Origin of the sequence: Streptomyces sp. NPDC008317 (genome assembly GCF_042955955.1) — a bacterium.
Taxonomy (GTDB): Bacteria; Actinomycetota; Actinomycetes; order Streptomycetales; family Streptomycetaceae; genus Actinacidiphila.
Genome location: NZ_JBIBFQ010000004.1, coordinates 809036 through 832099, shown reverse-complemented (window position 1 = coordinate 832099; position 23064 = coordinate 809036). Strand labels below are relative to the sequence as shown.

Genomic DNA, 23064 nt, shown 5'->3' with positions numbered 1-23064 from the left:
AGAGCCGCGTCACACATGTGCCGCCCGTGCCACGGGGACGGGCGGCACACCGCTGTCCGCTCAGCCCTGGTACGGCTTCACGTCGAGGACCTTCACCGACGCGCTCTTGCCGTTGGGCAGTTCGTACGTGGCGTCCTCGCCCGGCTTCTTGCCCGCCACACCGCGGCCGAGCGGCGACTGCGGCGAGTACGTGTCCAGGTCGCTGGAGACGCCCTCGCGGGAGCCGAGCAGGAAGGTCATGGTGTCGTCGGGGTCGCCGTCGAAGGCGATGGTCACCACCATGCCGGGCGCCACCACACCGTCGTCCGCCGGGGCCTCGCCGACCTTCGCGGACTCCAGGATCTGGTTGAGCTGGCGGATGCGCAGCTCCAGCTTGCCCTGGTCCTCACGCGCCGCGTGATAGCCGGCGTTCTCCTTGAGATCGCCTTCCTGGCGGGCTTCCTCGATCTTGGCGACGATCTCGGCGCGCGCCGGACCAGACAGATGCTCCAGCTCGGCCTTGAGCTGGTCATACGCCGCCTGGGTCAGCCAGGTGACGTTCTCGCTGGTCTGGGTCACAGGTGCTCCTCGTCGGTACTGGTCATGCCGTGTGCCTGTCCCGCGGACTCCCCGCGGGGCGGTGTGTGCCGTCGCACCCGTGGGGCCGACGGCTCGTCCCCACGGCCGGTGCCGGGGTGCGCCCCGATGAACAAGTCCATTGCCACCGGTCGCCGGGACGAAACCACGAGCCTAACAATTACTCGTCGGTCAAGGGGACGAGAAACGAACGCGGGTGCCGGGGTCCGGGGTCAGCCGCGCGGGGCGGTCTGGCAGCTGACCAGCTCACCGGTCTCACCGCGCGAGGTCGTCCGCACCGTGACGACGGTGTCGACCTGCCGGGCGTGCTGCGCGAGGCGGACGTCCTTGCGGCCCACCTCGTTGTGGTCGACGTCCACCGAGCGCAGGGTGCAGACGGCGACGGTCCCCGGGTCCTTGTGGACCTCCAGGTGGATCTCCACGGCCTGGTCCGACACGGCCTTGAAGGCGATGACCTGACCGCTGACCTTGGTGCCGGTGAGGGCGTGCCAGCCGTACCAGCCGACGCCGACGGCCATCAGCGCGCCCAGCACGACGGCGGCGATCCGCAGCTTGCGGTCCGCCCGCGCGTCGGCGCCCGGACCGTACCTGCCGTCGGGCAGGGCGGGGCGGGCGCCCGGCTCACCGGGCCGCACGGCGGTCATAGGCTTTTCCTCCCGAGCGCGGGAACGGCGGAATTAATCGTCCCCTCACTCGGTCACTATAGGAGGCGCCCTCTCGGCCGACGGAGGGGGCTTAGAAGACGGGGGCTCGGCGCCGCTCGGACCCCGAAGACCTGAGGACCCAGCCTTGACTGAGCAGCTTCGACTGATGGCCGTTCACGCCCACCCCGACGACGAGTCGAGCAAGGGCGCGGCCACCATGGCCAAGTACGTGTCCGAGGGGGTGGACGTACTGGTGGCGACCTGCACCGGAGGCGAGCGTGGCTCGGTGCTCAACCCCAAACTCCAGGGCGACCCCTACATCGAGGAGAACATCCACGAGGTACGCGCCAAGGAGATGGACGAGGCGCGCCAGATCCTGGGCGTCCGCCAGTCCTGGCTCGGCTACGTCGACTCGGGACTGCCAGAGGGCGACCCGCTGCCGCCGCTGCCCGAGGGCTGCTTCGCCCTCCAGGACGTGGACGTGGCCGCGGGCACCCTGGTGAAGCTGATCCGCGAGTTCCGGCCGCACGTCATCACCACGTACGACGAGAACGGCGGCTATCCGCACCCGGACCACATCATGACCCACAAGATCTCGGCGGTGGCCTTCGACGCCGCGGGCGACCCCGAGCGCTACCCCGAGGCCGGGGAGCCGTGGACGCCGCTGAAGCTCTACTACAACCAGGGCTTCAACAAGGAGCGCACCCTCGCGCTGCACGAGGCGCTGCTCGCGCGCGGCATGGAGTCCCCGTACGGCGAGTGGCTCAAGCGCTGGGAGGAGTTCGACCGCCCGGAGCGGCAGCTCACCACCCACGTGCCCTGCGCGGACTTCTTCGAGATCCGTGACAAGGCGCTGCTCGCGCACGCCACGCAGATCGACCCGGACGGCGGCTGGTTCCGTATCCCGATGGACCTCCAGCGGGAGGTCTGGCCGACCGAGGACTACGAGCTGGCGCAGTCCCGCGTGGACACCTCGATCCCTGAGGACGACCTCTTTGCGGGGATCGAGAGGGCCTAGGCGACAATGGGCGGGTGAACGCCTCCCACGGATTCAATACGCTGGTCCCGCTCGCCTCGAACGCCGCCGGTGAGCTGAACCAGGACAAGGTGACGCCGGGGCTCCTCGGTTTCGTGATCTTCGCCGCCATCGCCATCGGGCTGTGGCTGCTGATGAAGAACATGGGCAAGCAGATGAAGAAGATCGATTTCACCGAGGAGCCCGCGGCTCGCCCGCCGCATGAGGCCCCCGCGGCCTCTCCCTCCGCTTCTCCCGCCGCCTCCGCCTCCGCCTCCTCCGCCCCGGAGCCGCCACGCCCCTGACGGGGGGCGGCCCTTGCGCAGGGCGTGCTTTTCAGGGGCGCGGGGAACCGCGCGGCCAGCCGCCACCGGCCGGTGGTCCGGAGACCACCGATCTGCCCCGCCGGGGCGGGTGGTGACCTGCGGGAGCGTCGTGGCCGGCCGCGCGGTTCCCCGCGCCCCCGACGGGGCACGTCGTGTGCAAGGGCGGGGTCAGACGGGGACGGCCATGACCATGCGGGCGGAGCGGCCGGGGGTCATGCCGAGGCGCCAGGTGTCCCAGGGTCCGCCGGGGGCGACGGTGCCGCGCTCCAGGAGGAGGGCGTACGCCTCGACGTACTCCTCGAGGTCCGGGTCCCGCCCCGGATAGGCGTCGGCGAGGAGCCCGGCGAGGGCTGAGCGGGCCAGGGGCAGGCCGTCCTCGGAGAGCAGCGGCTGGACGGTGGCGCGCAGGAAGACGGCCCAGTCGTGGCCGCGCCGGTCGCCGAGCCCACGGAAGAGCTCGACGGCCTCGTCGAGGAGGGCGAGGGCCTCGGGCAGCCGCCCGTTCCCGGCGTCGATGACGGACAGCTCGACGCACGACCACGCCTCGCCGTGCTCGACGCCGATCCGGCGGAAGTCCTGGCGGGCGTCCTGGAGGAGCTGCCGGGCGAAGCCGCTGTTGCGCAGATTGCCGGTACGGGCCGCCCGCTGGTCACGGGTGACCCGCGCGGAGTGGTGCCGGGCGCAGGCCAGCCCGTAGACGTCCCGCATGCGGGAGAACATCGTGCGGGCGCGTTCCAGGGTGCGCAGCGCCGAGTCGGTGTCGCCGGACTCCTCCAGCGCGTGCCCGAGGTAGTACAGCGTCCACGCCTCGCCGCGCGCGTCCTCGCAGGCGCGGTGCCGCTGCACCGCCTCGTCCAGGTCCTGGGCGGCCTGCCGGGCCTCGCCGCGCAGCAGCAGGGCCCGGGCGAGCTGCGTCGCGGTCCACGCGCCGCCGCGCGGGTCGCGGGCCAGCGCGTACGACTGCCCGGCGGCGCGCAGTTCGGCCTCGCCGAGGTCGAGCCGCCCGAGCCGCAGGTACACCTGGCCGAGCTGGAGGTGCGCCCACGCCTCGCCCTGCACGCTCTCGTTCTCGCGGTGCAGCGCCAGCGACTCGCGCAGCAGCTCCAGCGCCGTGCCGACCTGGCCCATGTCGCGCAGCACGGCGGCCAGCGCGTGCAGCGTCCAGGCCCGGTCCTCGTCCAGCTCGGGGGCGGACTGGATCTCCAGCGCCTCGCGCAGCCTGCGCTCGGCCTCCTTGAGGTTGCCCTGGTGGTGCAGGGTGATGCCGAGGCTGTCCAGCGCGCGGGCCGCGCCCGACGGGTGCCGCGCCTCGAAGTACAGGTCGACCACCGACGTCAGCGTCGACCGCGCCTTGTCCAGCTCGCCGAGCTGCCGGGCCGCGATGCCGGTACGCCACTGCACCGACCGCACCAGCACCGAGCGGTCCTCGTCGGGGCCCGACTTCTGCTGCCCGGCGGCCTGTTGGGCCTGCGCCATCTCGCTGATCTCGCCGAGCCGGTAGAGGTCGCCGCGCAGCAGGCAGTAGTCGCACAGCGCGCCGAGCAGCGCCTGTACGGCGGCCCGGTCGACGCCCTCGGTGTCGCGCAGCGCGGCGGTGATGAAGCTGGACTCCTCGTCCAGCCAGCGCAGCGCCAGCTCCAGTGAGGCGAAGCCGTGCTGGCCGAAGCGCCCGGCGCGGGTGGAGGTCTTGCCCTCGACCAGCCGGATGACGGTGTTCGCGAGGTCCGCGTACGAGCGGATCAGCCGCTCGTGGGCGGCGCCGCGCTCCACCGGGTCCTCCTCGTCCAGCAGCCGTTCGCCCGCGAAGGCGCGGACGAGGTCGTGCGGGCGGTAGCGGCTGCCGCGGACGTTCTCGATCAGCCCCGCGGCGGCGAGTTCGTCGAGCCTGCGGGCGACCTCGCGTTCGTCGGTGGCCATCAGGGCCGCCGCGGCGGCGGCGCCGAAGCTGGCGCGCCCGGCCAGCGCGAGGCGGCGCAGCAGGCGGCGGTTGGGCTCCGGCTGGTCGTGGTAGCGCAGTGCGAGGACGCGGTCGACCGGGTCGCGCGGGCCGAACACCTCCAGGTCTGCGGCGAGTTCGGTGGCGCCGTGGTGGTCGGGGAGCGCGGCTCCGGCGATCCGCAGGGCTATCGGCAGACCCGCGCACAGGTCGCGCAGCCGCTCGGCCTCCTCCCGCAGCGGGGCGGCGCCGCCGCCCGCCGCGGCCAGTTCGCCCAGCAGCTCCAAGGTGTCGTCCGCGTCGAGCGCGCCGACGTCCAGGCTGTGCACGAAGGCGCCGGGCAGCGCCAGTTCCTCCGGGTCGAACGGCGCGCGGCTGGTGACCAGCACCAGGCTCTCGGACCGCTCGGGGACCAGCGTCCTGATCTGCGCCGCGTCGGTGGCGTCGTCCAGCACGATCACCACGGGCACGTCCCTGAGGTGCTGCTGGTACTGCTCGCTGAGCCGTCGCAGGTGCTGTTCCTGATTCTGCCGCTCGCGGAAGAGGAGCTGGTCGCGGGGCGCGCCGAGCCGGTTGAGCAGGTGCAGCAGCGCCTCCCTGGTGGGCAGCGGCGTCCTGCCGTCGCTCGCGCCGCGCAGGTCCACCACGCACGCGCCGCGGAACTGGTCCTTCAACTGCCGTGCGGTACGCACCGCCAGCGTCGTACGGCCGCTGCCCGCCGGGCCGTGCAGGACGACCACGGTGGGCCGTACCGCCGTGGACACCCGGGCCTGGTGCACCCACTGGGCGATCCGCGCGACATGGGCGCGGCGCCCGGCGAACGGGCCTTCTGCGTCCGGGAGATGGCCGAACGACTGCTCCAGTACGGCGCGTGTGCGGGCCGCCGCGCTGCGGTCGTTGCCCGAACGGCGCGGCGGGGAGGGCTGGTTGGGCACCTTGGCGGACTGCTTGCGGGGCGGCGCGGGGACGACCGCGCGCTGCGCCTCGATGAACGGCCGTACGCCGCGGCGGTCGAGCGCGGCCAGCCACAGCAGCCGCAGTTGTTCCGGACCGCCCGGTAAGCCCTGGCCGGCGCCCGCGCGCCGCGCCTTTCCCTGCTTGCCCGCTCCGGTCAGCGTCACCGCTCCCGCCGCGCCGACCGCGAGGCCGGTCACCAGCGCGGGTCCCGCCGCGAGGCCGTAGCCGAGGTCGACTCCGAAGGCCACCGCGGCCGTTACGCCCGCGACCAGGCCCTGCACCGCGGCGGTGGCGCGCCCCGAGCGCTCCTGCGGTCCGGCCGCCTGACCGGCCTCCAGCGCCCTGACGTACGCCCCGTACTCCTCGTCCGCCGCGGCCGCGATCTCCTCCAGCCGCTCCAACCCCCGCGCCAGCAGCGCCTTCCCGTCCACGCCCTGCCCCTGCTGGGCCACCGCCCGCTCCAGCAGGCGCACCACCTCGGCCCGGTGCGGGGCGCGCAGCGCGGCCCGTGACTCCGGCACATGTCCTCCCGCGTACGGCTTCGACAACTTCGACGTGCGGACAACCCATGAGTGGGTTTGGTGCCCACCCAGCGCCCGCGTCAAGCCCCCGCGGCCCTGTGGATCCCACAGCGCCGTCCCCGCGCGCCCCTCCTGGGCGCGGAGCCGCCGTCGCCGCCGCGCGCACGCGCGCGGTTCAGGCCCGCGCGGGGAGGCGGGTTCCGGTGGTGCGGCGCCGGTGAACAGGCCGATCAGGCCGTAGGGCGTCTTGTCGCCGAGGCAGAGGTCGAGCATCTCGTGCGCCTCGGCGTCGGCGCCCGGCTCTCCCGCGCGCCGTGGCAGTCCGCGATGCCGCGCGTCTTCGACGGCGTCGGCGCTACGGCTTGTGAACCGCCCGGCTCACGGGGAGTGGTTCCAGACCAGCAGCAGATAGCCGCCGAAGTACCCGGACACCAGCGTCAGCGTCGTCACGACGGTGACGGCCGTACCGGTCCTGGCCTTGGCCAGTGCCACGGCGGGCGGGATGAGCAGCGGGAAGGCCGCGACGAGGAAGCGCGCCTTGGAGTGGTAGTAGCCGGAGCCGCCGATCGAGGTGGCCAGCAGCAGGAAGCTGAAGAGCAGCAGCGGCCAGGGCTGCCGGTCGAGCACGCCGAGGACGAAGAGCGCCACGGCCAGCAGCAGGACGACGGTCACCGCGTACAGGTCGAGCGCCGACGGCGTGCTGAGGATGTGCCGGGCGCTGTCGACGGTGAACCGGCCGCCGTCCCACGACGATCCCCAGCCGTCCTTCTGGATGTGGAACCAGCCGTCCAGCCGGTGCACCCGCAGGCCCACCCACACCAGATAGCCGATCCAGCCGGCGGGCGCGATCAGCAGCGCCGCCCACGCGCGCCAGGCGCGCGGCGCGCGGACGATCGCGAACAGCGCGGCCAGGCAGACCACCGGCACCAGCGCGGAGGCGGTCGGCCGGGTCAGCCCGGCGAGCAGGCACAGGAAGGCACTGGTCAGCCAGTGTTCGCAGAGCAGCGCGTACAGCGTCCAGGCGGCCAGCGCCGTGAACAGGCTCTCGGTGTACGCCATCGACTCGACGACGGCGTGCGGGATGACGCCCCACAGCACGGCGAGCACCACCCCGGCGCGCTGGCCGTACAGCTTCGCGCCGACCGCGTAGATGCCCCAGGCGGCGGCCAGCGCGAAGAGCCAGCCGAGGACGACGCCGGTGGTCGCGGGCCCGGTGGGGGACAGCGCGGCGGTGCCGCGCACCAGTTGGGGGTAGAGCGGGAAGAACGCGAGGTTGCTCTGCGCCGGGGTGCCGTGGTCGTAGCCGTGCTCGATGATGCCCAGGAACCACAGCGAGTCCCATTTGCGGCCCAGCAGCCCCAGCAGGCTCTTGTGTTCCGACCGCGCCCACATCCAGAGCATCGCGGTCGCCGCGAGCCGCACCAGCAGATAGCCGAGGACCGCGGGCGCCGCCGCGCGGGCCGCGCGCCGCAGCGCGTCTCCCCGGCCGGTGGGCTCCGCCGCGGGCGCCGGCCGGGTGTGGTCGAGCAGCGCCACGACGCTCCCTCTTTGGCGTGAAAAACGGTGCATACGGGTGAGGTGCAGAATTGCGGCAGTCTATCCGGTCGGTGTACGGCGGTTGTCCCGCACCTGTCCGGCAGCTGTCCGGCCCCTCGCCGAAGCCCGCGCCACGCGCCCCGCCGACTTCCAGGCCATGTCGCCGCTTGTTCCGTACCCAGCAGGCCCGGTGGCGGTGGCGGGTACCGCCGGGTGACGGGGCGGATCTGGGCGTGCGGTGGCGGCCACCGCCGGGTGCGGATCGAGGCGGGCGGTGGGGGCTACCGGCGGGTGACCGAGCGGATCCAGGCGAGCTGCTGACCGACGTCCCCGGCCTCGGCGACCTTCTCCCGGTCGGAGCCGTCGAAGACGCCGAGGAGGGTTTCCGCGCCGTGCGGGGCGACGCTCATCACCGGTCCGCCGGAGTCCCCGCCCGCGGGGATCCCGGACACCTTCACCATGCAGAAGTCCGAGCCGCCCGGCGCGGTGGCGCCGTCGCACCGCGGGTCGTCCGGCCGGACGACCCGCAGCCGCGACTGCTTGAGCACCGGCGACTGGCAGGAGTTCTCGTCCCCGGCGCACGTCGCGCCCCACCCGTACACCCGCACGGTCCGGCCGGGGCGGACGGGCGCGGTGGACAGGCGCGCCGTGCGGACGTGCATGGCCGGCACCTCGACCAGCATCATGTCGGCGACGGCGCTTCCCACGCGCCCGCCGGGCACCGGCCGGACCGTCGTGCCCTTGCGGACGTCGAGGCTGCCCACCCGGAACGTGATCCGCTTGTCCGCGACCGGCCGCGCCTGCTCGAAGAAGCAGTGCGACGCGGTCAGAATCCACCGGCGCGTCACGGCCGTCCCGGTGCACACGGGCTTCCCGTCGACGAACATCCGCACCGCCCACGGCCCGTACGTGCTCTTCGACCCGCCGATCACCGCGGAGGCCGGTGCCGACGCCGTCACGATCCCCGTCACGGCCACTAGTACGGCCGTCAGCAGCACCCGAATCCGCCCCGCCATCCGCGACCACCCCTCACGCTCACCCGGCACCGCTCCCGCTGGCGCCACTGGTGCCATTGGCACCACTTCCGCCACTTCCGGAACATCCGCCCATGAGCGTACGCGCCGACCCCCGGCTTTCCGGACCGGACGCGCACCGGGCGTCACGTCGGTCAGCCGCCACCCGGCGCATCCGGCCCGGAGTTCGTCGGCGGTGACACCGGAGGCGGGGGGGTCACCCAGTCGGGGCGCCAGGTCCCGGCGGCGTCGTGGGCGGTCGCCGCGGCGGCGAGGTGGGCGCGCAGAACGGCCAGCGCCGGGTGGGGGTTGTCGCGGTGCCACAGGAGGGCGTGCGGGTAGACGGGGGTGGGGTCGGTCACCGGGATACGGCGCAGGCCGTGGCCCGCGGGCCAGATGAGACGGGTGGGCTCGCCCATGAAGGTGGCCAGCGCCGGGGTCTCGGCGAGGGTGTCGAGAAGCGCGTCGGAGCCGAAGTTGGGGCCGGTCGCCTCGATGGTGAGGCCGAACTCGTCGACGAGGTCGTCGTAGTAGGCGCCCCACTCCGAGCCGGGGACGATGCCGGGCATCCAGATCCGGTGCCCCACGAGCCGCTCGACGGTCACCGACCGGGCGCCCGCCAGCGCGTGGGCCGGGCCGGTGAGGAGCTGGAGCGGCTCGTCGAGCACCCGTACGGACGCGACGTCCTCGGGGAGCGGCAGCCCGGGCGCGGCGACGGCGCGGAAGGTCGCGTCGATCGCACCGGACCTGACGGCGCCGACGGCCGTGCCGAATTCCAGCAGCATCACCACGTCGAGGTCGATCTCGGGGTGCGCGCGGTGGAAGCCGCGCATCAGGCCCGCCTGCGCGCCGCGCGAGGCCATCACGTCGACGCGCAGCGGACGGCGGCCGGGGCGTACGGACGCGACCGCGCGTTCGGCGACGCGCAGCAGTTCGCGCGCGTGGGGCAGGAACGCCTGGCCGTCGATGGTGAGTTCGGCGCCGCGCGGGGCGCGGGCGAACAGCCGCATGCCCAGGGCGCGTTCCAGCGCGGCGACCCGCTTGGAGACCGCCTGCTGGGTGATCGACAGGTCGGCGGCGGCCTTCTGGAACTGGCCCGCGTCCGCGACGGCGACGAAGGTGCGTACGGCTTCGAGGTCCACGTCGATTCACCTTAGTGAACAACGAATGGTTGTGGATCGCGGGCGGTGCGGTTGTTTGACCTGCGGTTGTGCCGCTCGCTTAGCTCTCACCGGTCCACGTCGGCCCGTCGAAGGGGGAGCGCCGCGCATGAGGGGCAGGAGAGCGCTGGGCCGGCCGTTCGGCTGGCTGTGGGCGGCGTACGCGGTGAGCGCCTACGGGTCGGGGCTGGGCTTCGGCGCGCTGCCGCTGATCGCGGTGCTGGCCCTGCACGCGGGCCCCGCCGAGGTGTCCGCGCTGTCCGCCGTGGGGCCCGCGGTGGGAGCGCTGATCGCGCTGCCGCTCGCGCCGTGGGTGGAGTTCCGGCGCAAGCGCCCGGTCATGGTCGCGATGGACCTGACCCGGTTCGCGGTCATGGCGACGGTCCCGGCCGCGTACGCCCTCGGCTGGCTCAGCTTCGTCCACCTGCTCGTGGTCTCCGCCGTGTCCGCCGCGGCCAAGATCGCCTTCAACGCCTCCAGCGGCGCCTACCTCAAGACGCTCGTCCGGCCGGACGACCTGCTCGTGGCCAACGCCCGCTTCGAGTCCACGAACTGGAGCTCCATCGCGGTCGGGCCGCCGCTCGGCGGAGCGGCCATCGGCCTGTTCGGGCCGGTCGCCACCGTCGTGGCCGACGCGCTCAGCTACCTGTGCTCCGCGCTGTGCGTCACCGCGATCCGCGGCCGGGAGGACACGCCGCGGCCCACCGGCACACCGACGACCCGGGCGGGCGCGCTGCTCGACGGCTGGCGGCACCTCCTGGGCCACCCCGGCCTGCGGGCGCTCTACCTCAACCAGCTGCTCGTCGGCGGTCTGATCATGGCCACGGAACCGCTGCTCGCCGTGCTCCTGCTGCGCCAACTCGGCTTCCCGCCCTGGCAGTACGGCCTCGCCTTCGCCGCGCCCTGCGTCGGCGGGCTCATCGGCTCGCGGCTGGCCCGCCGGGTGGTGGCCCGCCACGGGCAGCAGTGGGTCTTCCGGACCGTCGGCACTCTGCGCGCCGTCTGGCTGATCGGGCTGGCCTTCGTCCGGCCCGGCGTCGTCGGCCTGCTCACCGTGATCGCCGTCGAGCTGGCGATCATCGTCAACATGAGCCTGTACACACCGGTGCTCGCCACCTACCGGCTCGAACACACCCCCCGGCACCTCGTCGCCCGGACCCTGTCGGCCTGGTCGATCGGCCAGCAGACGGCCATCGCCGTCCTCACCGCGCTCGCCGGGCTGCTCGCCGACGTCACCGGCCCGCGCACCGCCCTCACGGTCGTGGGCCTGCTCATCCTGACCACCCCGCTCCTGCTGCCCCGCCGCGACCTCACCCCGAGCCCCGAGCCGGCCGTGGCCCCCGGCCGGCCGTGACCGACCGGGCCCGGGCGGGGGTATCGGCGGATCGCGGCACCGCCGCTGCGCCGTTGCGGACCGGAACTGACCGCAATCGCGCCTAGCGTCGCTGTCGACAACCGATGTCAGCGAAAGGACCGCGATGCCCGAGAAGACCAATGCCGCGCCCGAGGGCTACACCACGGTGGCGCCCTGGGTGGTCACCGACGACACGGGGGCGTTCCTCGACTTCGTGGCCGCGGCGTTCGGGGGTGAGGAACTCGGGCGGGTGGCGACGGAGGACGGCCTGATCGGACACGGCGAGATCCGTATCGGCGACACCGTGGTGCTGGCCTTCGACCGGCACGCGGACTGGCCCGTCGTGCCGAGCCTGCTGCGGGTGTTCGTCGCCGACGCCGACGAGGCGTTCGCGCGGGCCGTCGCGGCCGGCGGCCGTATCGTCACGGAGCTGGCCGACGACGCCTTCGGACAGCGCGGCGGCCGGATCAAGGACCCCTTCGGCAACATCTGGTGGGTGGTCAGCCGCGTGGAGGACGTCTCCGCGGACGACATGTGGAAGCGGCTGGAGGACCCCGTGTACGCCGAGGCCATGCGCGTGGCCCAGGAGACCCTCGACGCCGAGCTGAGCGGCCGGGCCGGCCGCAGCAGCGCCCCCGTCAGGACCTGGCCCCGCGGCCAGGACGCGTAAGGCGTAGGTCAATCAGCGTCAATCAGCCGTCGTCAGCGCGTCGGCGGTGAACCTCCGGCGCCAGGCGAGCGCGACGTGGACGAGGCCGATCAGGACGGGGACCTCGATCAGCGGGCCGACGACCCCGGCCAGCGCCTGGCCGGAGGTGACCCCGAAGGTGGCGACGGCGACCGCGATGGCCAGTTCGAAGTTGTTGCCCGCCGCGGTGAACGCGAGGGTCGCGGTGCGGTCGTAGGCCAGACCGACACCCTTGCCGAGGAGGAAGGCGCCGAAGAACATGACCGCGAAGTAGACCAGCAGCGGAGCCGCGATCCGTACGACGTCCAGCGGGCGCGAGGTGATCGTCCCGCCCTGGAGGGCGAAGAGGACGACGATCGTGAACAGCAGCCCGTACAGCGCCCACGGGCCGATCCTCGGCAGGAACGCGCTCTCGTACCGCTCGCGCCCCACGCGCCGCTCGCCGACGCGGCGCGTGAGGAACCCCGCGAGCAGGGGCACGCCGAGGAAGACGACGACGTTCAGCGCGATGTGCCAGGCGGAGACGTCCAGGCCCTGGCCGTCGCCGAGGTTGAGCAGACGCGGCAGCAGGTCGAGGTAGAACCAGCCCAGCAGCGCGAACGCGAGCACCTGGAACACCGAGTTGAGCGCGACCAGGACGGCGGCGGCCTCGCGGTCGCCGCACGCGAGGTCGTTCCAGATGACGACCATGGCGATGCAGCGGGCGAGTCCCACGATGATCAGACCGGTGCGGTACTCGGGCAGGTCCGGCAGGAAGAGCCAGGCCAGCGCGAACATGATGGCGGGGCCGACGACCCAGTTGAGGAGCAGGGAGGACGCCATCAGCTTCCGGTCGCCGGTGACGCGGTCGAGCCGGTCGTAGCGGACCTTGGCCAGCACCGGGTACATCATCACGAGCAGACCGAGCGCGATCGGCAGCGAGATCCCGCCGATCTCGGTCTTCGCGAGCGCGTCGTTCAGCCCCGGGACGGCGCGGCCCAGCCCCAGACCGGCCCCCATCGCGGCCAGGATCCAGACCGCGAGGTAGCGGTCCAGGGCGGAGAGCTTCCCGACGACCGAGTCGCGCGGGGCCGGACCGCCGCCCGGTGGGCGGGCGGCGGCGGGCTGCGCGGAGGGCGCGGGTCGGAGCTGCGCGGAGGGCGCGGGCCGGGGTTCCGCCGAGGTCACGGGCACGCCCGCTTGTTCTCGGCGGCGGTACGCGCGGACTCCGCGAGCGCGGCGAACCGCTCGGACAGTCCGGCCAGCACCTCGGGGCGCAGCTTGTAGTAGACGAACCGGCCGCAGGGCTCGGTGTCCACCACGCCCGCCTCGCGCAGGACCTTCATGTGGTTGGAGAGATTGGTCTGCCTGGCTCCGGTCTCCTCGACCAGGTGCGTGGTGCACAGGGTCTCGCGAGCGAGCAGGGTCACGATCCGGAGCCTGAGCGGGTCGGCCAGCACCCGCATCAGATCAGTGTCGACTGATGTCAGCATGGACTGATACTGTCACACATCAGTCGCTGCTGATACCAGCGCGGGCTGAATCGTTCGTTCGCCTCGCCACGTCGCCGCAGCGAACCCGTCCCGTCAAGCCGTCGCACCAAGCCCGCCTCATCACGCCGGTCTCATCACGCCGGTCCCACCACGCCCGTCCCATCACGCCGTTCAACCGAGGAAGGAACAGGGAAGTCCCATGTCCGACAAGCCTTCCGTCCTGTTCGTCTGCGTCCACAACGCCGGCCGCTCGCAGATGGCCGCCGCGTGGCTCACCCACCTGGCCGGAGGCCGCGTCGAGGTCCGCTCCGCCGGGTCCGACCCGGGCGCCGCCGTCAACCCGGCCGCCGTCCGGGCCATGGCCGAGGTCGGCATCGACATCTCCGCCGAGGCCCCGAAGATCCTCACCGTGGACGCGGTACGCGAGTCCGACGTGTGCGTCACGATGGGCTGCGGCGACACCTGCCCGGTCTTCCCCGGCAAGCGCTACCTCGATTGGAAGCTCGACGACCCGGCCGGCCAGGGCGTCGAAGCCGTGCGCCCGATCCGCGACGAGATCAAGTCCCTGGTCAAGACCCTCCTCGACGAGATCGCCCCACCCCCGGCCCCTTGACCGCCCCGCCCCCCGCCGGACCCCGTCCCCACCGGTCCCGCTCCCGCTCCCGCCCGGTGCGTCGAGATGCCCGAACGACAGCCTCCCGCCGCCGCGCGCGATCGTCTCGCGGGCCTTGCTTTGTGAGAGGCTAGGCCGCGTGAACCGGTTGGCTGACGCGACCTCGCCCTATCTTCTCCAGCACGCCGCGAATCCCGTGGACTGGTGGCCGTGGGGGGCGGAGGCGTTCGCGGAGGCGCGCAAGCGCGGTGTGCCGGTGCTGCTGAGCGTGGGGTACAGCGCGTGTCACTGGTGCCATGTGATGGCGCACGAGTCCTTCGAGGACGAGGTGACGGCCGCGTATCTCAATGAGCACTTCGTGTCGGTGAAGGTGGACCGCGAGGAGCGGCCGGACGTCGACGCCGTGTACATGGAGGCCGTGCAGGCGGCCACCGGTCAGGGCGGCTGGCCGATGACGGTGTTTCTGACGCCGGAGGGCGAGCCGTTCTACTTCGGTACGTACTTCCCGCCGGCCGCGCGGCAGGGGATGCCCGGCTTCCGGGACGTGCTGGAGGGCGTCGTCGCGGCGTGGCGGGACCGGCGCGAGGAGGTCGCGGATGTCGCGACGCGGATCGTCCGGGACTTGGCCGAGCGGGCCGACGCGTACGGCGCGGCCGTCCATCCGGGTGAAGGCGAACTGTCGGCGGCGCTGCTCGGGCTGACCCGTGAATACGACGCGCGGCGTGGCGGGTTCGGCGGGGCGCCGAAGTTCCCGCCGTCCATGGCGCTGGAGTTCCTGCTGCGGCACCACGCGCGGACCGGCGCCGAGGGCGCGTTGCAGATGGCCCGCGACACCTGCGAGGCGATGGCGCGCGGCGGGATCTACGACCAACTCGGCGGCGGCTTCGCCCGGTACGCGGTCGACCGCACCTGGACCGTCCCGCACTTCGAGAAAATGCTCTACGACAACGCGCTGCTCACCCGCGTGTACGCGCACCTTTGGCGGGCCACCGGCTCCGACTTCGCGCGCCGCGTCGCGCTGGAGACCGCGGACTTCATGATCGCCGAACTGGCCACGGACGAGGGCGGGTTCGCGTCCGCGCTGGACGCCGACAGCGACGACGGCACCGGCAAGCACGCCGAGGGCGCCTACTACGCGTGGACGCCCGCGCAGCTCACCGAGGTACTGGGCGCGGCCGACGGGGAGTTCGCGGCGGGCTACTTCGGCGTCACCGAGGAGGGCACCTTCGAGGAGGGCGCCTCCGTACTCCAACTCCCGCAGGGCAACGGCGTGGTGGACGCCGACCGGGTCGCCTCCGTACGCGAACGGCTGCTCACCGCCCGCGCGTCGCGCCCCCGTCCGGGGCGTGACGACAAGGTGGTCGCCGCCTGGAACGGCCTGGCCATCGCCGCGCTCGCCGAGACCGGCGCCTACTTCGACAGGCCCGACCTCGTACAGGCCGCGGTCGACGCCGCCGACCTGCTCGTACGCGTCCACATGGACGAGCGCGGACGGCTCTCGCGCACCTCGCGCGACGGCGTCGCCGGGGCCAACGACGGTGTGCTGGAGGACTACGGCGACGTCGCCGAGGGCTTCCTGGCACTCGCGTCGGTGACCGGCGAGGGCGTCTGGCTGGACTTCGCCGGGCTGCTGCTCGACTCCGTCATCGTCCACTTCACCGCGGACGACGGCGGGCTGTACGACACCGCCGACGACGCCGAGACCCTGATCCGCCGCCCGCAGGACCCCACCGACAACGCGACGCCGTCCGGCTGGACGGCCGCCGCCGGTGCGCTGCTCACCTACGCCGCCCACACCGGCTCCGACGCCCACCGCACCGCCGCGGAAAGGGCGTTGGGTGTCGTCGGCGCGCTCGCCTCCCGCGCGCCGCGGTTCGTCGGCTGGGGTCTGGCCGTCGCCGAGGCCGCGCTCGACGGGCCGCGCGAGGTCGCCGTCGTCGGCGCGGTCGGCGATCCCCTGACCGACGAACTCCACCTCACCGCGCTGCTCGGCGCCGCGCCCGGCGCCGTGGTCGCGGTCGGCGAGGAGGGCAGTACGGAATTCCCGCTGCTGCACGCCCGGCCGACGCGCGCCGGGCAGGCCGCCGCGTACGTCTGCCGCAACTTCGTCTGCGACGCGCCGACGTCCGACGCCCGCACCCTCCGCTCGCAGCTCCGCTCCGACGTGTGGACCGGACCCCGCCCGAGCTAGTCGGCCCCCCTGCGGGGGTGCGCGCTCAGCCACGACGCTCCCGCGGGTCACCGCCCGTCCCGGCGGGGCGTTTCGGTTGTTCCCGGACCACCGGCCGGTGGTGGGTTGCTCGCGCAGTTCCTCCCCCAGCCTTCGGCCGGGAGGTGCCCCCAGCGCCCCTGACGGGGCGCACTGTCTTTTGTCCGGGCGGTGGGCCGATCTTTTTAGGGGCGCGGGACTGTGTTTGATCTGCGGCTGCTGCCGCGTGGGCGCGCCCAGCCACGACGCTCCCGCGGGTCACCGCCCGTCCCGGCGGGGCGGATCGGGGGTGGCCGGGTCACCGGGGGGTGGGGGCTGGGGGCTTGGTGCCGGGGGAGGCGCGCGGGGTCAGAACTCCAGGCCACCGCGCAGCAGGCCGAGGGCGCGGTCGAGGAGGGGGAGGAGGTCTTCGGTGCGGCCCTGTTCGACCCAGTACATCGTCGTCTCGTGGATGACGCTGAAGACGGCGGCGGTGAAGACGCGTACCTCGAGGTCGTCGGCCGAGCGGCCGGACCGCTCGGCGATGATGCCGCCGAGCAGCCGACCGGTCTCCGACATGGTTTCGTGGGAGCGGGAGCGGATGGCGGGGACGTCGCGGACCAGTTCCTCGCGCTGAACCATCTCGGCCTGGCCCTCGGGGTCCTGGAGCAGCAGGCTGAGCGATTCGTGCATGACCATTTCCAGCGCCGTCAGCGGTGACTCGTCGGCGGGCCGGGACCGCAGCATCTCGGCCATGCCCGCGTCGTACTCGTCCGTGAGGACGATGTCCTCCTTGGTGGGGAAGTACCGGAAGACGGTGCTCGGCGAGACGTCCGCCTCGGCCGCGATCTGGTCGACGGGGGTGGCGTCGTACCCCTGCTCGGCGAAGAGCCGGTAGGCGGCGGCGCGGATGGCCTGGCGGGTCTGGGCCTTCTTGCGTTCGCGCAGACCGGTCTTCGCCGGGATGATGCCGCTGGAGCGAGGGGACATGGCCTCATTGTCCGGCATCCGTGGTGCGTTCTGCCACGGGCAGCGATGCCCCGGCGCGGGTGTCGGAGCCGGTCACGGCGCCAGTCACGATGCCGGGCGCGGTGTCGCTCCCGGACCCGGACCCGTGTCCGGACCCGGTCCCGTATCCGGACCCGTCTCCAGACCCCTTCGCGCCCCCGTCCGTCGCTTTCCCGGTGCGCGGGTTCGGCAGGAAGGCCGCCACCAGCGCGGCGGCCACCAGGGACGCGACACCGCAGACGGTGAGGACGACGCTCATGCCGTGCAGGTACGCGGCGTCGGCTGCGGTGGCCAGCGCGCGGTCGCCCAGGGAGGCGGCGACGGCGTGGGCGCCGACGACGGAGTCCTTGGCGGTGTGCGCGGCGGCCGAGGACAGGCCGCCGGTGTCCAGCCGTCCGGTGTACCCGGCGGCGAGGACGCTGCCGAGGATGGCGACGCCGATCGCGCCGCCGGTCTGCCGCAGCGTCTGGAGCAGTCCCGAGCCGCTGCCCGCGCGCTCGCGGGGGAGCGCGCCGAGCGCGCTGTCCATGGCGGGCACGATGGCGAGGCCGAAGCCGAGCCCGGCGATCGACAGCCACAGGGCGGTGACGCCGTAGCCGTCACCGACGCGCGTGGTGCTGCCGAGGAAGGCCGCGCCCGCCAGGACGGCGAGTCCGCCGACGATCACCGGCCGCGGGCCGAACCGCTTGACCAGCGGGGAGCCCGCGCGGGCGGAGAACATCAGCCCGCCCATCATCGGCAGCAGCCGCAGACCGGTGCCGAACGCGTCGTAGCCCAGGGAGGTCTGGAGGTAGGACGGCAGGACGAAGAGCAGCCCGGTGAGGATGAAGGTGACCAGGGTGGCGGCGACCGCGTTCCACACGAAACCGCGCTGCCGCAGCAGGGTCAGGTCGAGCATCGGCCTGCTCACCCCGCGCTCGCGCAGCACCAGCCCGGCGATCAGCGCGACCCCGCCGAAGAGCATCAGCAGCACCAGCGGGTCGCCCCAGCCCCGGTCGGGCGCCTCGATGATGCCGAAGACCAGGGCGCCGAGGCCCCCGGCGGCGAACACCGTGCTGGGGACGTCCACCCGGGGCGCGGCGGGGTCGCGGGTCTCGGGCAGCAGCGTCATGCAGGCGACGACGCTCAGGCCGACCAGCGGGATGTTGATCAGGAAGACCGAGCCCCACCAGAAGTGTTCGAGCAGCGTGCCGCCGATGATCGGGCCGAGCGGCATGCCGAGCGCCATCGCGGTGGACACGATCGCGACCGCCCGCGAGCGCTCCTGCCCGCTGAACATCGACGGCAGCACCGACAGCGCCAGCGGCATGATGAAGGCCCCGCCGACGCCCATCACCGTACGGGCGGCGATCACCGGTCCCGGGCTGTGCGCCAGCACGCCGAGCATCGATCCGGCCAGGAACACGACGAGGCCCGTGACCAGCATCCGGCGCCGTCCGAACCGGTCGCCCAGCAGGCCCGCCGGGAGCATCGCGGCGGCGAAGACGACGGTGTACGAGTCCACGATCCACTGCATGTCGCCGGTGTCGGCGCCGATCTGGGCGGACATCGTCGGCAGCGCCACGTTGAGGATCGTCGTGTCGAAGCTGAGGACGAGGACGCTGGCGATGATCGCGAGCAGTGCCAGCCAGCGCCGCGGGTCCGCCTGCGGCGGGGCTTGGGCGTCCGCCGGGGGCGGGGCCGGGGAGGAAGAGGTTGCCATGACGGCTCCTGAAGGTCTGTGTCAAATGAGAGTGACTCCTAAAAAAGAGTAGCTGTCAGATCGCCGCATGGGAACCCGTGCGGGTGGGCGCGTCCGCGGATGGGTGTCGGCGTACGCGTACGCACCGGCGTACGCGCCCTCACTCACCCGCGGGCGCGCGCCGACGTCCGGGCGTACGAAAAAACCCGCCCCCGTGGGGACGGGCGCGGGTGGGTGAAGGGGCGGGCGGCTGCGGCCCGGCGGATTTACGCGTGCTGGTAGGCGACCAGCGAGATGCCGACGTAGTGGACGATGAAGGCGACCAGCGTGAAGGAGTGGAAGACCTCGTGGAAGCCGAACCAACGCGGTGACGGATTCGGCCGCTTGAAGCCGTAGACGACGGCGCCGCCGCTGTAGAGCAGGCCGCCGACGATGACGCAGACCATGACGGCCACGCCGCCGGTCCGCAGGAAGTCCGGCAGGAAGAAGACCGCGACCCAGCCGAGCGCGATGTAGCACGGGGTGTAGAGCCAGCGCGGGGCGCCGACCCAGAAGACGCGGAAGGCGATTCCGGCGAGCGCGCCCGCCCAGACGACCCACAGCAGCGCCTTCGAGGTGTCGCCCGGCAGCAGCAGGATCGCCAGCGGCGTGTACGTGCCCGCGATGATCAGGAAGATGTTCGCATGGTCAAGTCGTCGCAAAATCGCTTCGCCCCGAGGGCCCCAGTTGCCCCGGTGGTAGAGCGCGCTCACGCCGAACAGCGCGCACGCGGTCACGGTGAAGACGCCGCAGGCGATCCGTCCCCTGGTGCTCTGGGCGAAGGCGGTGAGCACGACTCCCGAGACGAGCACGGCGGGGAACATCCCCGCGTGCAACCACCCTCTGAGCTTGGGTTTCACGGGGATCGGCAAGTCGACGCCGTCGACGATGGGGGACACCTCTGAAGTGTCGTTGCCAAGGACCATGCCGTCAATCCTACCTACGGTCGCGTAAGTTACCTGTTAGTAGATTTAAAGGTGGCGCGGGACACTCCCGGAGTGGTGATGCTCACTCGCGGCGCCCTGGACAGAATCATTTGACGGGGCCCACACTCATATGAGTGCGGTCGGTACCGGATGAGCACTCCACGAACGCGTCCGGGCCGCAGCCCCCAAGGGGCCGAGAACCAAACCCTCAATTTGTGACGCCGGTTCTGTGCGGACCCGGCGGGACGGAGCGATCGTGGCGCGCGGTATTGCGGCTCCCACCAACCATCAGGAACTGACCCGCTGGGTCGGCGAGATCGCCGAACTCACCCAGCCCGACGAGATCGTGTGGTGCGACGGCTCGGAGGCGGAGTACCACCGCCTGGCCGGAGAACTCGTCGCCAAGGGCACCTTCACCAAGCTCGACCCGACCCTGCGCCCCAACTCGTACTACGCGGCCTCCGACCCCTCGGACGTGGCGCGGGTCGAGGACCGGACCTTCATCTGCTCGGAGAACGAGGCGGACGCGGGCCCGACCAACCACTGGAAGGCCCCCGCCGAGATGCGGGAGATCTTCACCGGCGACAAGGGCGTCTTCCGCGGCTCGATGAAGGGCCGCACGATGTACGTCGTGCCCTTCTGCATGGGCCCGGTCGGCTCACCGCTGTCCGCCATCGGCGTGGAGATCACCGACTCCGCGTACGTCGCCGTCTCCATGCGCACGATGACCCGGATGGGTCAGGCCGTGCTGGACGAACTGGGCACCGACGGCTTCTTCGTCAAGGCCGTGCACACCCTGGGCGCCCCGCTCGAAGAGGGCCAGGCCGACGTTCCGTGGCCGTGCAACACCACCAAGTACATCTCGCACTTCCCCGAGAGCCGCGAGATCTGGTCCTACGGCTCCGGCTACGGCGGCAACGCCCTGCTCGGCAAGAAGTGCTACGCGCTGCGCATCGCCTCCGTCATGGCCCGCGACGAGGGCTGGCTCGCCGAGCACATGCTGATCCTCAAGCTCACCCCGCCCAAGGGGGGACCCGAGGCCGTCAAGTACGTCGCCGCCGCGTTCCCCTCGGCCTGCGGCAAGACCAACCTCGCGATGCTGGAGCCCACCGTCCCCGGCTGGACCGTCGAGACCATCGGCGACGACATCGCCTGGATGCGCTTCGGCGAGGACGGCCGCCTGTACGCCATCAACCCCGAGGCCGGTTTCTTCGGCGTGGCGCCCGGCACCGGAGAGCACACCAACTCCAACGCGATGAAGACGATGTACGGCAACTCCGTCTTCACCAATGTCGCCCTCACCGACGACGGCGACGTGTGGTGGGAGGGCATGACCGAGGAGCCGCCCGCGCACCTCACGGACTGGAAGGGCCAGGACTGGACGCCGCAGTCCGGCACGCCCGCCGCCCACCCCAACGCCCGCTTCACCGTCCCCGCCGCGCAGTGCCCGATCATCGCGCCCGAGTGGGAGGACCCGCGCGGCGTTCCGATCTCCGCGATCCTCTTCGGCGGACGCCGCGCCTCGGCCGTACCGCTGGTCACCGAGTCCTTCGACTGGCAGCACGGCGTCTTCCTCGGCGCCAACGTCGCCAGCGAGAAGACCGCCGCCGCCGAGGGCAAGGTCGGCGAACTGCGCCGCGACCCCTTCGCCATGCTGCCGTTCTGCGGCTACAACATGGGCGACTACTTCGGCCACTGGGTCTCGCTCGGCAAGACGCACGACGCCGCCAAGCTGCCGAAGATCTACTACGTCAACTGGTTCCGCAAGGACGCCGCCGGGCGCTTCGTCTGGCCGGGCTTCGGCGAGAACAGCCGGGTCCTGAAGTGGATCGTCGAACGCCTCAACGGCGAGGCCAAGGGCGTCGAGACCCCCATCGGCATCCTGCCGGCCCCCGGCGACCTCGACACCGAGGGGCTCGACATCTCGCAGGACGACCTCGACCTGCTGCTGTCCGTCGACCGCGAGGTCTGGAAAGAGGAAGCCGCCCTCATCCCCGCCCACCTCGAAACCTTCGGCACCCACACCCCGCGCGAGCTGTGGGACGAGTACGAGTCCCTGGTGGCGCGCCTGGGCTGACGTGGGGGGCGCGGATCGCCCGCGCCCCTTCGCGGTGACCTCCCGCGCTCCTTCGCCGTACCTCTTCCGGGCCCGTACCCCTCCCGGACGCCGTACCTCTTACGGCACCTGGCTGTAGCCGCCCAGGAAGTCGCCGATGCGGGTGACCGCGTCCGTCAGGTCCTCCTTGGCGGGGAGGGTGACGAGGCGGAAGTGGTCGGGGTCGGGCCAGTTGAAGCCGGTGCCCTGGACGACGAGGATGCGCTCGGCCCGCAGGAGGTCGAGGACCATCTGCTGGTCGTCCTTGATCTTGTGCACCTTGGGGTCGAGGCGCGGGAAGGCGTAGAGGGCGCCCTTGGGCTTCACGCAGGTGACGCCGGGGATGGCGGTCAGGGCCGCGTACGCCGCGTCGCGCTGCTCGGTCAGCCGGCCGCCGGGCAGGACGAGGTCCTTGATGGACTGGCGCCCGCCGAGGGCGGTGGCGATGGCGTGCTGCGCGGGCACATTCGCGCACAGCCGCATGTTCGCCAGGATCGTCAGACCCTCGATGTAGCTGGTCGCGTGGTCCTTGGGGCCGCACACCGCGAGCCAGCCGCTGCGGAAGCCCGCCACCCGGTACGCCTTCGACAGACCGTTGAAGGTCAGGGTCATCAGGTCGGGGGCGATGGCGGCGAAGGGGGTGTGCGTCGCGTCGTCGTACAGGATCTTGTCGTAGATCTCGTCGGCGCAGACGATCAGCCGGTGCCTGCGGGCGATCTCGGCGATGCCGCGCAGCATCTCGTCGTCGTACACGGCGCCGGTCGGGTTGTTCGGGTTGATGATCACGATCGCCTTGGTGCGGTCGGTGATCTTCCGCTCGATGTCGGCGAGGTCCGGCTGCCATTCCGCCTGCTCGTCGCAGCGGTAGTGCACGGCCGTGCCGCCGGAGAGCGAGACCGACGCCGTCCACAGCGGGTAGTCCGGCGCGGGCACCAGCACCTCGTCACCGTCGTCGAGCAGCGCCTGCATCGACATCTGGATCAGCTCCGACACCCCGTTGCCGAGGTAGACGTCCTCGACGTCCAGGTCGATGCCCTTGGTCTGGTAGTGCTGCATCACCGCGCGGCGCGCCGGGAGGATGCCCTTGGAGTTCACATACCCGTGCGCCGTCCCCAGCGACCTGAGCATGTCCTCCAGGATCTCCGGCGGGCACTCGAACCCGAACGGCGCCGGATTCCCGGTGTTCAGCTCCAGGATGCGGTGACCCGCCGCCTGCAGCCGCATGGCCTCTTCGAGGACCGGGCCCCGGATGTCGTAGCAGACGTTGGCGAGCTTCGTGGACTGGATCACCTGCATGCCGGTCACCTTACGGCCAC

Annotated in this window: 19 protein-coding genes; 7 read left to right on the top strand and 12 right to left on the bottom strand. The window is 72.4% G+C overall.

The genetic code is table 11. From position 1 onward, the window contains the following. Positions 1 to 60: 60 nt before the first annotated feature. Together greA and ACFY9V_RS16930 are read right to left on the bottom strand one after the other, a co-directional pair. On the bottom strand, positions 61 to 558 hold the full coding sequence (gene greA / locus ACFY9V_RS16935) for a transcription elongation factor GreA (RefSeq protein ID WP_188280881.1): 498 nt from the start codon (positions 556 to 558) through the stop codon (positions 61 to 63). Positions 559 to 788: 230 nt separating this feature from the next. Continuing rightward, positions 789 to 1220, bottom strand: coding sequence for a DUF4307 domain-containing protein (locus ACFY9V_RS16930; protein WP_391161715.1), 432 nt, complete (start codon positions 1218 to 1220; stop codon positions 789 to 791). A gap of 145 nt (positions 1221 to 1365) precedes the next feature. On the opposite strand from ACFY9V_RS16930, the gene mca reads away from it, so the two are divergent. Further along, on the top strand, positions 1366 to 2238 hold the full coding sequence (gene mca / locus ACFY9V_RS16925) for a mycothiol conjugate amidase Mca (protein WP_391127072.1): 873 nt from the start codon (positions 1366 to 1368) through the stop codon (positions 2236 to 2238). 14 nt (positions 2239 to 2252) lie between these two features. Next, positions 2253 to 2540 (top strand): hypothetical protein, encoded by a 288-nt coding sequence (locus ACFY9V_RS16920; protein WP_355350121.1) that lies wholly within the window; start codon positions 2253 to 2255, stop codon positions 2538 to 2540. A gap of 189 nt (positions 2541 to 2729) precedes the next feature. Here the strand turns inward: ACFY9V_RS16920 and ACFY9V_RS16915 are convergent, their stop codons facing one another. The 4 genes from ACFY9V_RS16915 to ACFY9V_RS16900 all read right to left on the bottom strand — a co-directional run bounded on the left by ACFY9V_RS16915 (position 2730) and on the right by ACFY9V_RS16900 (position 9666). After that, on the bottom strand, positions 2730 to 5975 hold the full coding sequence (locus tag ACFY9V_RS16915; protein ID WP_391161714.1) for a tetratricopeptide repeat protein: 3246 nt from the start codon (positions 5973 to 5975) through the stop codon (positions 2730 to 2732). Positions 5976 to 6353: 378 nt separating this feature from the next. Further along, positions 6354 to 7511, bottom strand: coding sequence for a hypothetical protein (locus tag ACFY9V_RS16910; RefSeq protein WP_355350115.1), 1158 nt, complete (start codon positions 7509 to 7511; stop codon positions 6354 to 6356). A gap of 281 nt (positions 7512 to 7792) precedes the next feature. Beyond that, a complete protein-coding gene (locus ACFY9V_RS16905) occupies positions 7793 to 8527 on the bottom strand; it encodes a trypsin-like serine protease (RefSeq protein WP_355350112.1) in 735 nt (244 codons plus the stop codon). 152 nt (positions 8528 to 8679) lie between these two features. Then, positions 8680 to 9666 (bottom strand): LysR family transcriptional regulator, encoded by a 987-nt coding sequence (locus ACFY9V_RS16900; RefSeq protein ID WP_391161713.1) that lies wholly within the window; start codon positions 9664 to 9666, stop codon positions 8680 to 8682. 127 nt (positions 9667 to 9793) lie between these two features. Here ACFY9V_RS16900 and ACFY9V_RS16895 point away from each other — a divergent pair, with 127 nt between their 5' ends. Beyond that, positions 9794 to 11038, top strand: coding sequence for an MFS transporter (locus ACFY9V_RS16895; protein WP_391161711.1), 1245 nt, complete (start codon positions 9794 to 9796; stop codon positions 11036 to 11038). Between the two features lie 124 nt (positions 11039 to 11162). Beyond that, positions 11163 to 11708, top strand: a complete 546-nt coding sequence (locus ACFY9V_RS16890; protein ID WP_391049126.1) for a VOC family protein — start codon at positions 11163 to 11165, stop codon at positions 11706 to 11708. 18 nt (positions 11709 to 11726) lie between these two features. Here ACFY9V_RS16890 and arsB read toward each other — a convergent pair whose 3' ends face one another. After that, entirely contained in the window at positions 11727 to 12893 is a 1167-nt protein-coding gene (gene arsB / locus ACFY9V_RS16885) for an ACR3 family arsenite efflux transporter (protein ID WP_391161751.1), read from the bottom strand. After that, entirely contained in the window at positions 12890 to 13198 is a 309-nt protein-coding gene (locus ACFY9V_RS16880; protein ID WP_355350097.1) for a metalloregulator ArsR/SmtB family transcription factor, read from the bottom strand. The genes arsB and ACFY9V_RS16880 overlap by 4 nt, the downstream gene beginning before the upstream one ends. Positions 13199 to 13397: 199 nt before the next feature. Between ACFY9V_RS16880 and ACFY9V_RS16875 the strand changes: the two genes are divergently transcribed. Beyond that, positions 13398 to 13811, top strand: coding sequence for an arsenate reductase ArsC (locus tag ACFY9V_RS16875; protein ID WP_391161710.1), 414 nt, complete (start codon positions 13398 to 13400; stop codon positions 13809 to 13811). Positions 13812 to 13950: 139 nt separating this feature from the next. Next, complete coding sequence (locus ACFY9V_RS16870; protein ID WP_391049134.1) at positions 13951 to 16002, top strand: DUF255 domain-containing protein; 2052 nt, start codon at positions 13951 to 13953, stop codon at positions 16000 to 16002. A 366-nt stretch (positions 16003 to 16368) separates the two neighbouring features. Here the strand turns inward: ACFY9V_RS16870 and ACFY9V_RS16865 are convergent, their stop codons facing one another. The 3 genes from ACFY9V_RS16865 to ACFY9V_RS16855 form a co-directional block, all read right to left on the bottom strand. Next, complete coding sequence (locus ACFY9V_RS16865) at positions 16369 to 16989, bottom strand: TetR family transcriptional regulator (protein WP_355347827.1); 621 nt, start codon at positions 16987 to 16989, stop codon at positions 16369 to 16371. Between the two features lie 4 nt (positions 16990 to 16993). Continuing rightward, entirely contained in the window at positions 16994 to 18709 is a 1716-nt protein-coding gene (locus ACFY9V_RS16860; RefSeq protein ID WP_391161709.1) for a DHA2 family efflux MFS transporter permease subunit, read from the bottom strand. Positions 18710 to 18954: 245 nt separating this feature from the next. After that, positions 18955 to 19653, bottom strand: coding sequence for a hemolysin III family protein (locus ACFY9V_RS16855; protein WP_355347833.1), 699 nt, complete (start codon positions 19651 to 19653; stop codon positions 18955 to 18957). Positions 19654 to 19909: 256 nt separating this feature from the next. Here ACFY9V_RS16855 and ACFY9V_RS16850 point away from each other — a divergent pair, with 256 nt between their 5' ends. Continuing rightward, a complete protein-coding gene (locus ACFY9V_RS16850) occupies positions 19910 to 21730 on the top strand; it encodes a phosphoenolpyruvate carboxykinase (GTP) (protein ID WP_355347836.1) in 1821 nt (606 codons plus the stop codon). A 99-nt stretch (positions 21731 to 21829) separates the two neighbouring features. On the opposite strand, the gene ACFY9V_RS16845 is transcribed toward ACFY9V_RS16850, so the two are convergent. Further along, positions 21830 to 23044 carry an aminotransferase class I/II-fold pyridoxal phosphate-dependent enzyme gene (locus ACFY9V_RS16845; protein ID WP_391127123.1) on the bottom strand — a complete coding sequence of 405 codons (1215 nt, stop codon included), beginning with the start codon at positions 23042 to 23044 and terminating at the stop codon, positions 21830 to 21832. Positions 23045 to 23064 lie beyond the last annotated feature (20 nt).

What these genes read in the sequence shown, in the direction of transcription:
- ACFY9V_RS16860 (WP_391161709.1), bottom strand. Translation starts at nt 18,709, where the DNA reads ATGGCAACCTCTTCCTCCCCGGCCCCGCCCCCGGCGGACGCCCAAGCC.
- ACFY9V_RS16880 (WP_355350097.1), bottom strand. Translation starts at nt 13,198, where the DNA reads ATGCTGACATCAGTCGACACTGATCTGATGCGGGTGCTGGCCGACCCG.
- ACFY9V_RS16875 (WP_391161710.1), top strand. Translation starts at nt 13,398, where the DNA reads ATGTCCGACAAGCCTTCCGTCCTGTTCGTCTGCGTCCACAACGCCGGC.
- ACFY9V_RS16845 (WP_391127123.1), bottom strand. Translation starts at nt 23,044, where the DNA reads ATGCAGGTGATCCAGTCCACGAAGCTCGCCAACGTCTGCTACGACATC.
- ACFY9V_RS16865 (WP_355347827.1), bottom strand. Translation starts at nt 16,989, where the DNA reads ATGTCCCCTCGCTCCAGCGGCATCATCCCGGCGAAGACCGGTCTGCGC.
- ACFY9V_RS16895 (WP_391161711.1), top strand. Translation starts at nt 9,794, where the DNA reads ATGAGGGGCAGGAGAGCGCTGGGCCGGCCGTTCGGCTGGCTGTGGGCG.
- ACFY9V_RS16855 (WP_355347833.1), bottom strand. Translation starts at nt 19,653, where the DNA reads ATGGTCCTTGGCAACGACACTTCAGAGGTGTCCCCCATCGTCGACGGC.
- ACFY9V_RS16890 (WP_391049126.1), top strand. Translation starts at nt 11,163, where the DNA reads ATGCCCGAGAAGACCAATGCCGCGCCCGAGGGCTACACCACGGTGGCG.
- ACFY9V_RS16930 (WP_391161715.1), bottom strand. Translation starts at nt 1,220, where the DNA reads ATGACCGCCGTGCGGCCCGGTGAGCCGGGCGCCCGCCCCGCCCTGCCC.
- ACFY9V_RS16905 (WP_355350112.1), bottom strand. Translation starts at nt 8,527, where the DNA reads ATGGCGGGGCGGATTCGGGTGCTGCTGACGGCCGTACTAGTGGCCGTG.